Here is an 11,449-nt window from a genome sequence, read left to right as displayed (position 1 = left end):
CGCGGTCGTGTACTGTTTCCTCTGCGCGACACCCCCCGGGGTGATCGAGCAGGCCCCCTTAGCTCAGTCGGCAGAGCGTCTCCATGGTAAGGAGAAGGTCTACGGTTCGATTCCGTAAGGGGGCTCAGAGGGTCCGGCTGGACCCGCCACGGCGGTGTAGCTCAGATGGCAGAGCAAGCGGCTCATAATCGCTGTGTCGCCGGTTCAAGTCCGGCCACCGCTACTCTCGTCCTCCGGGCAAACCCGGTGGTCGGTGGGATGGGCGCCACAGGCGCCCACTTTGCATGTCCGCGTCGTCAGCGCGTAGGCTGACGCGCTGTAGTTGTTCCGTGAGCGAGGAAGGCACTCCGCCGTGGCGAAGGCGACCGATGTTCGGCCGAAGATCACTCTGGCGTGTGTGGAGTGCAAGGAGCGCAACTACATCACGCGCAAGAACCGCCGTAACGACCCGGACCGCATCGAGCTGAAGAAGTTCTGCCCCCGGGACGGCAAGCACACCGTCCACCGCGAGACCCGCTGATCACGGCCGGCGCCGCCGGCTCGCAGCAGCTTCTCGAACGCCGATCCACCTGACGGGTGGCCTCCGGGCCGCCCGACCGGGCGGATCGGCGTTCGTGTTTTCCGTGTAGGTTCGGCGGCATGTCCCTGGACCCGTCCTTCGTCGGCCGGACGTACCCGCCGACCGCCCCCTATCAGGTGGGCCGAGAAAAGATCCGCGAGTTCGCCACCGCCGTCGGTGCCACCGACCCGGCTCACCACGACCCGGAGGCGGCCCGGGCGCTCGGCCACTCCGACGTGGTGGCGCCGCCGACGTTCCCGGTGGTCGTCACCATGGCGGCCAGCCGGCAGATCGTCGAGGATCCGGCGCTCGGCGTCGACTACAGCCGTGTGGTGCACGGCGACCAGCGGTTCGCGTACACCCGGCCGGTGGTGGCCGGGGACGAGCTGGTGTGCGTGAGCACCATCGAGGAGGTCACCAGCCGGGGCGGGCACGGCTTCCTGACCACCCGCACGGACGTGAGCACCGTGGACGGTGAGCCGGTGGTCGCCGTCTGGTCCAAGATCGTCGTACGCGGGGAGGCCTGAGGACATGGAGCTGCCCACCCAGACGTACCGGGTGACCCGCGCGGACCTGGTCCGCTACGCGGGCGCCTCGGGCGACTTCAACCCGATCCACTGGAGCGACCGCACCGCCACCGGCGTCGGGCTGCCGGGCGTCATCGCCCACGGCATGTTCACCATGGCCCTGGTCGGCCGGGCGGTGGCCGGCTGGGCCGGCGCGCCGGACGCGGTGGTCGACTTCGGCGTCCGGTTCACCCGGCCGGTGGTCGTCCCGGACACCGACGAGGGCACCGAGATCGAGGTGTCAGCGGTCGTCAAGGAGGTCACCGAAGAGGGCCTGACCAGGCTCGACATCACCGCCACCTGCCAGGGTGAGAAGGTGCTGTCGCAGGCTCGGGCCCTGATCCGTACGACGCGCTGAGGGTCCGCCCGACGCGCGAGGGGCAGACCGGTTGGGAAAGTCGCACGACTACCCGTACACTGGTCCGCCGTGGGGCAAGTGACCCCCGCTCGGCACAGCGTGTCCGGGTGGAGGTGAGTTGCCGCACAGGGGTGTAGCTCAATTGGCAGAGCAGCGGTCTCCAAAACCGCAGGCTGCAGGTTCAAGTCCTGTCACCCCTGCGCCTCAGGCCTGACCGTTCCGTGGGTCGCGCCGCCCTCACCGGCGGCGTCCGGCCCGTGGTGGTGGCACCGGTGGGGTGGTTCCGAGGCGTTCGGGCCCTCCCGGCCGGTCCGCCGGCCGCGGCCCGTCGCGGGACGGTTGGTCCGGCCGGCGTGACCAACACGCCGCGCACGCCGCCCGGCGTGCGACCCCATACCCGCACGGAGGGCGAAGTGGCCGAGAGCAAGCGCCGCGGCGAGGACGACGGCGACGAGCGTCTGAACGACGACGCGACCGTCGACGACGTGGCCGACGACGACGCCACCGACGCGGACGAGCCGGTCTCCCGGGGTGGCACCGCGACCCGCAAGCGGGCGCAGGCCGAGCCGGCCGAGGGCCGGAAGACCCGCAAGGACACCGAGCGGATCGGGCTGTTCGCCCGCATCGCGCGGTTCTTCCGCGAGGTCGTGGCAGAGCTGCGTAAGGTCATCTGGCCGACCCGCAAGGAGCTGCTGACCTACACGGCCGTGGTGGTCACCTTCGTCGCGGTGATGCTGGCGATCGTGGCCGGCTTGGACTACGGCTTCGCCAAGGCGGTGCTGTGGGTCTTCGGCGAGTCCAGCTGACCTGCGGACAGCGATACTGACGGAAGTGAGCGAGCGTGCCTGAGTACGACGAGACCGCCGGAACCCCGGACGAGCAGTCCACGGTGGCGACGGCGGCCAACAACGAGTCGGTCGAGGCCGCCAGCGAGCCGGAGTTCCCGACCACCGAGCCGGCCCCGGACGAGGACTTCGACCCGGTCGCCGAGCTGCGCCAGAAGCTGCGCTACGCGCCCGGCGACTGGTACGTGGTGCACTCGTACGCCGGCTACGAGAACAAGGTCAAGACCAACCTCGAGACCCGGATCACCTCCCTCGACATGGAGGACTTCATCTACCAGGTCGAGGTGCCGACCCGGGAAGAGGTCGAGGTCAAGAACGGCAAGCGGTCGCAGGTCCAGGCGAAGGTCTTCCCGGGCTACATCCTGGTCCGGATGGAGCTGACCGCCGAGTCCTACTCCTGCGTCCGGAACACCCCGGGGGTAACCGGCTTCGTCGGCGCGACCGACCGGGCCGACCGGCCGGCGCCGCTGAGCCTCGACGAGGTGCTCAAGTGGCTGGCCCCGGCGGTCGAGACCGAGCAGAAGAAGGCCAAGCCCGAGGTCAAGGTCCTCGACTTCGAGGTCGGCGACTCGGTCACCGTCACCGACGGCGCGTTCGCGTCGCTGCCGGCGACGATCAGCGAGATCAACGCCGATCAGCAGAAGCTCAAGGTGCTGGTGTCGATCTTCGGCCGGGAGACGCCGGTCGAGCTGAACTTCAACCAGGTCGCCAAGATCTGACGTACGTCGGCACCGGCGGCCCGCCCCTGCCCGGGGTGGCCGCCGGTGCGCCGTTTCGCCACCCGCCGACCTCGGCGCGGAGGGTGGCCGACGGCTGCGCTACCCTAGAACGTCGGCTGTCCGCACCGTGCTGACCGTGCGCGCCCGCGGACCGGCGAGAATCCCAGTTCCAAGCCCCAGGAAGAGACATGCCTCCGAAGAAGAAGCTCGTCAAGACGTTCACGCTTCAGCTGCCGGCGGGCCAGGCCACTCCGGCGCCGCCGGTCGGCCCCGCGCTCGGCCAGCACGGCGTGAACATCATGGAGTTCTGCAAGTCCTACAACGCGCAGACCGAGTCCCAGCGGGGCGACATCGTCCCCGCCGAGATCAGCGTCTACGAGGACCGCACGTTCACCTTCGTGCTGAAGACCCCGCCCGCCGCCCGGCTGCTGATCAAGGCCGCCGGCGTGCAGAAGGGCTCGGGCGTCCCGCACAAGGAGAAGGTCGGCTCGGTCACCCGCGCCCAGCTGCGCGAGATCGCCGAGAAGAAGATGGCGGACCTCAACGCCAACGACATCGACCAGGCCGAGAAGATCATCGCCGGCACCGCCCGGTCGATGGGCCTGACCGTCGCCGACTGACCTCGGTACCCGCTCCACCCGATCTGTTCGTGGGAGGGCCGCGAGTGACGCGCGCCCGCCAGAGACCACAGGAGTCACCAGAAATGCAGCGCAGCAAGAGCTACCGCAAGGCCGCCGATGTCATCGACCGGTCGAAGCTCTACACCCCGGTCGAGGCCGTCAAGCTGGCCAAGGAGACCACCAACGTCAAGTTCGACGCCACGGTCGAGGTCGCGATGCGCCTCGGCGTCGACCCCCGCAAGGCGGACCAGATGGTCCGCGGCACGGTCAACCTGCCGCACGGCACCGGTAAGACCGCCCGCGTGATCGTCTTCGCCGCCGGCGCGAAGGCCGAGGAGGCCGTCGCCGCGGGTGCGGACGAGGTGGGCACCGACGAGCTGGTCGCCCGTATCCAGGGCGGTTGGCTGGACTTCGACGCGGCGATCGCCACGCCCGACCAGATGGCCAAGATCGGCCGGATCGCGCGGATCCTGGGCCCGCGCGGTCTGATGCCGAACCCGAAGACCGGCACCGTGACCATGGACGTCACCAAGGCCGTCTCGGACATCAAGGGCGGTAAGATCACCTTCCGGGTGGACAAGCACTCCAACCTGCACCTGATCATCGGCAAGGCCTCCTTCTCGGAGAACCAGCTGGTGGACAACTACGCCGCGGTGCTGGACGAGGTGCTGCGGGCCAAGCCGTCCGCGGCCAAGGGCACGTACCTCAAGAAGGTCACCCTCACCACCACCATGGGCCCGGGCGTTCCGGTCGACCCGAAGGTCGTGAAGAACTTCCAGGAGGGCTCGGCCGAGGGCTGAGCACGCGTACTCCCGAACGGGGCCCCGCCACCACGTCGTGGCGGGGCCCCGTTCGTTCGTCCGGTGTGGCACGCTCGGGCGCATGCGGCTCGACGGCGTCTGGCTCCGCTACCACAGGCACGGCCCGTGGGTGCTGCGGCAGGTCGACGTCGCGATCGGTCCTGGTGAGGTCGCGGTCGTGCTGGGCCGCAACGGCGCCGGCAAGTCCACTCTGCTCCAGCTCGCCGCCGGGGTGTTGCGCCCGAGCCGGGGGCGGGTCGTCGACCGGCCGCCGGTCGTCGGCTGGGTGCCGGAGCGCTTCCCCGCCGACCAGCCGTTCACCGTCGGGGCCTACCTGTCCGCCATGGGCCGCGTCGCCGGCCTCCCCGGCCCCGCCGCCGACCGGGCGGTGCGCCACTGGGTGGAGCGGCTGGGCCTGACCCGCTTCCACGACGTCCGCCTGCCGCGCCTGTCCAAGGGCACCGCGCAGAAGGTCGGCCTGGCGCAGGCGCTGCTGCGCCCGCCCGGTCTGCTGGTGCTCGACGAGCCGTGGGAGGGGCTGGACGCCACCGCCCGCGAGTCGGTCCCCGAGATCATCGGCGAGGTGCTGGCCGGCGGCGGCACGGTTCTGGTCAGTGACCACCGGGGCGAGACGGTCCGGCTCCCGGGTGCCCGGCACCTGTCGGTCACCGACGGCACGGTGACCGAGGAGGCGTCGTCGGGCGGCGCGGCCGTCGCCGTGGTCGAGCTGGCGGTGCCGGCCGCCGGGCTGGCCGCCGCCGTCGCCCGCCTGCGCGCCGACGGCCACCAGATCCTTCGGGTACGCGAACACGCCGTCCCGCCCTCGGCCACGCACCCGGCGCCGGCCTCCGCAGGCCCGCCGGGCACCGGCGGGTCGGCCGGCGCGTCCGCCGCCGGTTACCCGGACCAGGCCGGTGCCGAGGCCGAGGACTCCGCCCGGCCCGGGCCGGCGCCGGAGGTGGCCCGGTGATCGCGCTGGTCCGCCTGCGGCTGGCCGGCTTCCTGCGTACCGGACGGGCGCTGGCGCCGGTGCTGGCCGGCCTGCTCGTTCTCGGTGTCCTCTACGGCGGTGGCCGGGCCCGGCCGGCGGAGGCCTACGGCGTCTCCGCCGTGGTGCTGTTCCCGGTGCTGGCCTGGCAGACCAAGATCCTGCTGGACGTGGAACCCGACGTGCAGCGCCGGATTGCCCAGGTGGTGGTCGGGCCGGCCCGGGAACGGCTGGCCGGGCTGCTCGCGGCGCTGGTGGCCGGGCTCGCCGTGGTGCTCGTCGCGCTGGCGTTGCCGTGGCCGCTCGGCGGGGTCACCGCGACCGTCGGGCCGGGGGAGCGGCCGGTGCTCGCGGAAGTGGCGCTCGGGCTCTGGGCACACCTGCTCGCCCTGCCCGCGGCGGTGGCTCTGGGCGCGCTGGCGAGCCGGGCCGTGACCCGCAGCGCCGGCTACGGGGTGGCGGTGCTGGTGACCGGCGCGGTCGGGGTCGTGGTGCTCGGGCTCTCCGGCTCGGTCGCGCCGTGGCTGGTCCCGCCGGTGATGGCGACGGCGCGGGCGGTCACCGGGCCGGTCGCGGCCGGCGCCGGTCTGCTGCTCACCGGCTGGGCGGTGGCGTGGACGGCGGTGGCGCTGACCGGCTACGCCTGGGCGCGGCGCACCCGGGCGTGAGCCCTGGTGACCGGGAGCACAACCGCGGATTTGGTGCTGCGGCGCACGTCGCGTAACCTGGTGCGGTAGTTCCACCCAGAGACCGCTGGTCACCGTGCTCCGGCACGGTCGAAGGTTCCGCGACGACGGGCGACCCGCGCAGGGCGGTAAGCGAAATTCGGTTTCCACGCACGGTCCGCCGACTGTGCCAGTGTTCCCGGCCCTCGCCCCGCGCGCCCTGCGCCGGGGCTTTTTCGTTGTCGTGACGCCTCCGCCGCCGTCGTCGAGCCTCGGCTCGCCGCCGGCGTGCCAGCTCCGAGTAACGAGAGAGGAGGGACATGGCGGACAAGCCGATCCGGGCCGACAAGGCCACGGCCGTCGCCGAGCTGACCGAGAGCTTCCGCAACGCGGGAGCGACCGTGCTGACCGAGTACCGCGGGCTCACGGTTTCCCAGCTCACCCAGCTGCGGCGCTCGCTCGGCCAGGAGACCAGCTACACGGTCGCGAAGAACACGCTGGCGAAGCGTGCCGCGGCCGATGCGGGCATCTCCGGCCTCGACGAGCTGTTCTCCGGTCCTACCGCGCTGACTTTCGTTTCGGGCGACGTCGTCGAGGCGGCGAAGGGGCTTCGCGACTTCGCGAAGGCCAACCCGAAGCTCGTCATCAAGGGCGGTGTCTTCGAGGGCAAGGCCATTTCCGCGGCCGAGGTCACGAAGCTCGCCGACCTGGAGTCCCGTGAGGTGCTGCTGGCCAAGCTGGCCGGCGCGATGAAGGGCAACCTGAGCAAGGCCGCGGCCCTGTTCCAGGCTCCGCTCTCCAAGGCCGCCCGCGCGGCGGCCGCACTGGCGGACAAGAAGCGCGAGCAGGAGGGCGCCGAGGCGGCCTGAGGCCCTCCCGGCGCACCACGTTCTTAGTTTTCATTGCGAGAAAGGACGCCAGACATGGCGAAGCTCAGCACCGACGAGCTGCTCGACGCGTTCAAGGAGATGACGCTGATCGAGCTCTCCGAGTTCGTGAAGCAGTTCGAGGAGACCTTCGAGGTCACCGCCGCCGCTCCGGTCGCCGTGGCCGCGGGTGCCCCGGCCGCCGGCGGTGCCGCCGCCCCGGCCGAGGAGGAGAAGGACGAGTTCGACGTCATCCTCGAGGCTGACGGTGGCAAGAAGATCCAGGTCATCAAGGTCGTGCGCGAGCTGACCGGCCTGGGCCTCAAGGAGGCCAAGGACCTGGTCGAGGCCGCGCCGAAGGCCGTCCTGGAGAAGGCCAACAAGGAGACCGCCGAGAAGGCCAAGGCCAAGCTCGAGGGTGAGGGTGCCAAGGTCACCATGAAGTGACCTTGCTCCACCTGACGCGCGTCCGGCTCACGTGAGCCGGGGCACACCGCGTCGCGGCGGGCGGTGAGCCGGGATACCGGGACACCGCCCGCCGTGTTGGTGCCACCCGCAGGCGAACGGCGTGAGCAGGGCGTACAGCTTCCTCTCATCGGCCGGTCAGCGACGTCTGTCGGTAGCCCGTCGGTGGGAAAGACACCCCGAGCGGTAACCGGCCCTTGACGCGGCACGGGCCAGCCAGGCACGCTGAACATCAGCAAGACCTTCCGCGCTTGCAACGGCCGCCTCTCGGGTAAGGGCAACGGCAGCACCGCCGCCGCTGCTCCCGAGCGGACCGGCAGGAGCGTCGCGTTCCGAGTGGCCCGGTCGACCCGGTTTTCCGAGGTCCCAGGGCTTGTTCCGCGACGACCTGCGGGGTGGGCTGGACAGCGGTTAGCCTCTCGGCTACACTGCTAGTTTGCGCTGCCTTCCGACTTGACCCCTGCTCGGAAATGTCCGATTGTGGATATTTCTGGTGGGGTCATTGGAGTGCACGCGTACCAGCCGTTCTGCAGCACCGGTCCTCGGAAGGACGCATCTTGGCAGCTTCCCGCCCTGCGAAGACCAGTCGTACGTCGAGCGCATTCGCGCCCCGCCGAGTTTCTTTCGGTCGGATCACCGAACACCTCGAGGTCCCCAACCTCCTCGCCATCCAGAACGAGTCCTTCGACTGGCTCGTCGGCAACGAGGCTTGGCAGGGCCGGTCGGCGGACGACCCGCACGCACGATCGGGTCTCGCGGAGATCCTCGACGAGATCAGTCCCATTGAGGACTTCTCCGGCACCATGTCGCTCTCCTTCTCGGCTCCGCGCTTCGACGAGGTCAAGGCCTCGATCGAGGAGTGCAAGGAGAAGGACCTGACCTACTGCGCACCGCTGTTCGTGACCGCGGAGTTCACCAACAACACCACTGGCGAGATCAAGAGCCAGACGGTGTTCATGGGTGACTTCCCGATGATGACGCCGAAGGGCACCTTCATCATCAACGGCACCGAGCGCGTCGTGGTCAGCCAGCTCGTCCGCTCGCCGGGCGTGTACTTCGACAAGCAGCCGGACAAGACCTCCGACCGCGACCTCTCCAGCGTCAAGGTCATCCCGAGCCGGGGTGCCTGGCTGGAGTTCGACATCGACAAGCGCGACACGGTCGGCGTTCGCATCGACCGCAAGCGCCGCCAGGCCGTCACCGTCCTGCTCAAGGCCATCGGGTGGTCCGCCGAGCGCATCCGTGAGAAGTTCGGCTGGTCCGAGCTCATGATGACCACGCTCGAGAAGGACCACATCGCCGGCCAGGACGAGGCCCTGCTCGACATCTACCGGAAGCTCCGCCCTGGCGAGCCGCCGACCCGTGAGAACGCCCAGACCCTGCTCGACAACCTCTTCTTCAACCCGAAGCGGTACGACGTCGCCAAGGTCGGGCGCTACAAGTTCAACAAGAAGCTCGAGCTGGACGTGCCGATCACCACCGGCACGCTCACCGAGGACGACATCGTCGCGACCGTGGAGTACCTCTGCCGGCTGCACGCCGGTGAGGAGGGCTACGAGGCCGACGACATCGACCACTTCGGCAACCGTCGCCTGCGTACCGTGGGCGAGCTGATCCAGAACCAGGTCCGGGTGGGTCTCTCCCGGATGGAGCGGGTCGTCCGCGAGCGGATGACCACCCAGGACGTCGAGGCGATCACGCCGCAGACCCTGATCAACATCCGCCCGGTGGTGGCGGCGATCAAGGAGTTCTTCGGTACGTCGCAGCTGTCCCAGTTCATGGACCAGACCAACCCGCTGGCAGGTCTGACCCACCGGCGCCGGCTGAGCGCGCTCGGCCCGGGTGGTCTGTCCCGTGAGCGGGCCGGCTTCGAGGTCCGGGACGTGCACCCGTCCCACTACGGCCGGATGTGCCCGATCGAGACGCCGGAAGGCCCGAACATCGGCCTGATCGGCGCGCTGTCCACGTTCGCCCGGGTCAACCCGTTCGGCTTCATCGAGACGCCGTACCGGAAGGTCATCGACGGCCGGGTCACCGACCAGATCGACTACCTGACCGCGGACGAGGAGGACCGGTTCGTCAAGGCGCAGGCCAACGCCCCGCTGAAGTCGGACGGCACCTTCGCCGAGGACCGCGTCCTGGTCCGTCGTAAGGGCGGCGAGACCGAGGACGTCGCGCCGGGCGCCGTGGACTACATGGACGTGTCGCCGCGGCAGATGACCTCGGTCGCCACCGCGATGATCCCGTTCCTGGAGCACGACGACGCGAACCGCGCGCTCATGGGCGCGAACATGCAGCGTCAGGCGGTGCCGCTGGTCAAGGCCGAGGCTCCGCTGGTCGGTACGGGCATGGAGTACCGCGCTGCGGTGGACGCCGGCGACGTGGTCGTCGCCGAGGTCGGCGGTGTGGTCGAGGACCTGTGCGCGGACTACATCACCGTCCACCAGGACGACGGTCACCGCCGTACGTACCTGCTGCACAAGTTCCGCCGCTCCAACGCCGGCTCCTGCGTCAACCAGAAGCCGGTCGTCTTCGAGGGCGACCGCGTCGAGGCCGGTCAGGTCATCGCCGACGGTCCCTGCACCGACGAGGGCGAGATGGCGCTCGGGCGCAACCTGCTCGTGGCGTTCATGTGCTGGGAGGGCCACAACTACGAGGACGCGATCATCCTGTCGCAGCGCCTCGTGCAGCAGGACGTGCTCACCTCGATCCACATCGAGGAGCACGAGGTCGACGCCCGGGACACCAAGCTCGGCCCGGAGGAGATCACCCGCGACATCCCGAACGTCAGCGAGGAGATGCTCGCGGACCTCGACGAGCGCGGCATCATCCGGATCGGCGCCGAGGTCGTCCCCGGCGACATCCTGGTCGGCAAGGTCACGCCGAAGGGCGAGACCGAGCTGACCCCCGAGGAGCGGCTGCTCCGCGCGATCTTCGGTGAGAAGGCGCGCGAGGTCCGGGACACCTCGCTGAAGGTGCCGCACGGCGAGACCGGCACGGTCATCGGTGTGCGTACCTTCTCCCGCGAGGACGGCGACGAGCTGCCCCCGGGCGTGAACGAGCTGGTGCGGGTCTACGTGGCCCAGAAGCGCAAGATCCAGGACGGTGACAAGCTCGCGGGCCGCCACGGCAACAAGGGCGTCATCTCCAAGATCCTGCCGATCGAGGACATGCCGTTCCTGGAGGACGGCACCCCGGTCGACATCGTGCTGAACCCGCTCGGTGTGCCGTCCCGGATGAACATCGGTCAGGTCCTGGAGACCCACCTCGGGTGGGTGGCCAAGACCGGCTGGAGCGTCGACGGCGACGACGAGGAGTGGAAGCGTCAGCTCCGCTCGATCGAGGCGCACGAGTCCGAGCCGGACACCAACGTGGCCACTCCGGTCTTCGACGGTGCCCGCGAGGAGGAGATCTCCGGTCTGCTGGCGTCGACCCTGCCCAACCGCGACGGCAAGCAGCTGATCGGACGCACGGGCAAGGCGCAGCTGTTCGACGGGCGTTCCGGCGAGCCGCTGCCCGACCCGATCGCGGTCGGTTACGTCTACATCCTGAAGCTCAACCACCTGGTCGACGACAAGATCCACGCCCGGTCGACCGGCCCGTACTCGATGATCACGCAGCAGCCGCTGGGTGGTAAGGCGCAGTTCGGTGGCCAGCGCTTCGGTGAGATGGAGTGCTGGGCCATGCAGGCGTACGGCGCCGCCTACGCCCTGCAGGAGCTGCTGACCATCAAGTCCGACGACGTCCTGGGCCGGGTCAAGGTCTACGAGGCGATCGTCAAGGGCGAGAACATCCCCGAGCCGGGCATCCCGGAGTCGTTCAAGGTGCTGCTCAAGGAGCTGCAGTCGCTGTGCCTCAACGTCGAGGTGCTCTCCAGCGACGGTGTGGCCCTGGAGATGCGCGAGACCGACGACGAGGTGTTCCGGGCGGCGGAGGAGCTGGGCATCGACCTGTCCCGGCGCGAGCCGAGCTCGGTCGAAGAGGTCTGAGGTGGTGAT

At 70.0% G+C, this 11,449-nt stretch carries 12 protein-coding genes and 3 tRNA genes; all 15 read left to right on the top strand.

Translation table 11 applies throughout. The features are described from left to right. Window positions 1-52 precede the first annotated feature (52 nt). The 15 genes from Q3W68_RS11890 (at window position 53) to Q3W68_RS11820 (ending at window position 11,440) form a co-directional block, all read left to right on the top strand. Window positions 53-125: transfer RNA gene (locus Q3W68_RS11890), tRNA-Thr, on the top strand. A gap of 25 nt (window positions 126-150) precedes the next feature. After that, window positions 151-223: transfer RNA gene (locus Q3W68_RS11885), tRNA-Met, on the top strand. Window positions 224-352: 129 nt separating this feature from the next. Beyond that, complete coding sequence (gene rpmG, locus Q3W68_RS11880; protein WP_013288652.1) at window positions 353-520, top strand: 50S ribosomal protein L33; 168 nt, start codon at window positions 353-355, stop codon at window positions 518-520. A gap of 119 nt (window positions 521-639) precedes the next feature. After that, a complete protein-coding gene (locus Q3W68_RS11875; RefSeq protein WP_302905440.1) occupies window positions 640-1,086 on the top strand; it encodes a MaoC family dehydratase N-terminal domain-containing protein in 447 nt (148 codons plus the stop codon). Between the two features lie 4 nt (window positions 1,087-1,090). Continuing rightward, window positions 1,091-1,483: a MaoC family dehydratase gene (locus tag Q3W68_RS11870; RefSeq protein WP_030269317.1), complete on the top strand. Its 393-nt coding sequence runs from the start codon at window positions 1,091-1,093 to the stop codon at window positions 1,481-1,483. A gap of 127 nt (window positions 1,484-1,610) precedes the next feature. Next, window positions 1,611-1,683 (top strand) — tRNA-Trp (locus Q3W68_RS11865). A 213-nt stretch (window positions 1,684-1,896) separates the two neighbouring features. Further along, on the top strand, window positions 1,897-2,289 hold the full coding sequence (secE, locus tag Q3W68_RS11860; protein ID WP_120573078.1) for a preprotein translocase subunit SecE: 393 nt from the start codon (window positions 1,897-1,899) through the stop codon (window positions 2,287-2,289). A 35-nt stretch (window positions 2,290-2,324) separates the two neighbouring features. Beyond that, the gene (gene nusG / locus Q3W68_RS11855) at window positions 2,325-3,047 is read left to right on the top strand and encodes a transcription termination/antitermination protein NusG (RefSeq protein ID WP_073828961.1); all 723 of its coding nucleotides are present in this window, start codon (window positions 2,325-2,327) and stop codon (window positions 3,045-3,047) included. Window positions 3,048-3,235: 188 nt separating this feature from the next. Continuing rightward, on the top strand, window positions 3,236-3,667 hold the full coding sequence (gene rplK, locus Q3W68_RS11850; RefSeq protein ID WP_013288647.1) for a 50S ribosomal protein L11: 432 nt from the start codon (window positions 3,236-3,238) through the stop codon (window positions 3,665-3,667). A gap of 83 nt (window positions 3,668-3,750) precedes the next feature. Beyond that, window positions 3,751-4,467: a 50S ribosomal protein L1 gene (gene rplA, locus Q3W68_RS11845; protein WP_013288646.1), complete on the top strand. Its 717-nt coding sequence runs from the start codon at window positions 3,751-3,753 to the stop codon at window positions 4,465-4,467. Window positions 4,468-4,549: 82 nt separating this feature from the next. Further along, window positions 4,550-5,437 carry an ATP-binding cassette domain-containing protein gene (locus tag Q3W68_RS11840; protein WP_302905439.1) on the top strand — a complete coding sequence of 296 codons (888 nt, stop codon included), beginning with the start codon at window positions 4,550-4,552 and terminating at the stop codon, window positions 5,435-5,437. After that, on the top strand, window positions 5,434-6,123 hold the full coding sequence (locus Q3W68_RS11835) for a hypothetical protein (RefSeq protein ID WP_302905438.1): 690 nt from the start codon (window positions 5,434-5,436) through the stop codon (window positions 6,121-6,123). The genes Q3W68_RS11840 and Q3W68_RS11835 overlap by 4 nt, the downstream gene beginning before the upstream one ends. 317 nt (window positions 6,124-6,440) lie before the next feature. Beyond that, window positions 6,441-6,989 carry a 50S ribosomal protein L10 gene (rplJ, locus tag Q3W68_RS11830; RefSeq protein WP_302905437.1) on the top strand — a complete coding sequence of 183 codons (549 nt, stop codon included), beginning with the start codon at window positions 6,441-6,443 and terminating at the stop codon, window positions 6,987-6,989. 54 nt (window positions 6,990-7,043) lie between these two features. Further along, window positions 7,044-7,433 carry a 50S ribosomal protein L7/L12 gene (gene rplL / locus Q3W68_RS11825; protein WP_269703998.1) on the top strand — a complete coding sequence of 130 codons (390 nt, stop codon included), beginning with the start codon at window positions 7,044-7,046 and terminating at the stop codon, window positions 7,431-7,433. Between the two features lie 575 nt (window positions 7,434-8,008). Continuing rightward, on the top strand, window positions 8,009-11,440 hold the full coding sequence (locus Q3W68_RS11820; protein WP_120573083.1) for a DNA-directed RNA polymerase subunit beta: 3,432 nt from the start codon (window positions 8,009-8,011) through the stop codon (window positions 11,438-11,440). Window positions 11,441-11,449: the final 9 nt, after the last annotated feature.

The organism is Micromonospora sp. C28ISP2-4 (genome assembly GCF_030519385.1).
Taxonomy (GTDB): domain Bacteria; phylum Actinomycetota; class Actinomycetes; order Mycobacteriales; family Micromonosporaceae; genus Micromonospora; species Micromonospora tulbaghiae.
Note: the sequence above shows the minus strand (reverse complement) of the source record. Positions and strands in the feature narration are given on the sequence as shown.

What these genes read in the sequence shown, in the direction of transcription:
- Q3W68_RS11840 (WP_302905439.1), top strand. Translation starts at nt 4,550, where the DNA reads ATGCGGCTCGACGGCGTCTGGCTCCGCTACCACAGGCACGGCCCGTGG.
- Q3W68_RS11875 (WP_302905440.1), top strand. Translation starts at nt 640, where the DNA reads ATGTCCCTGGACCCGTCCTTCGTCGGCCGGACGTACCCGCCGACCGCC.
- rplA (WP_013288646.1), top strand. Translation starts at nt 3,751, where the DNA reads ATGCAGCGCAGCAAGAGCTACCGCAAGGCCGCCGATGTCATCGACCGG.
- rplJ (WP_302905437.1), top strand. Translation starts at nt 6,441, where the DNA reads ATGGCGGACAAGCCGATCCGGGCCGACAAGGCCACGGCCGTCGCCGAG.
- rplL (WP_269703998.1), top strand. Translation starts at nt 7,044, where the DNA reads ATGGCGAAGCTCAGCACCGACGAGCTGCTCGACGCGTTCAAGGAGATG.
- rplK (WP_013288647.1), top strand. Translation starts at nt 3,236, where the DNA reads ATGCCTCCGAAGAAGAAGCTCGTCAAGACGTTCACGCTTCAGCTGCCG.
- Q3W68_RS11870 (WP_030269317.1), top strand. Translation starts at nt 1,091, where the DNA reads ATGGAGCTGCCCACCCAGACGTACCGGGTGACCCGCGCGGACCTGGTC.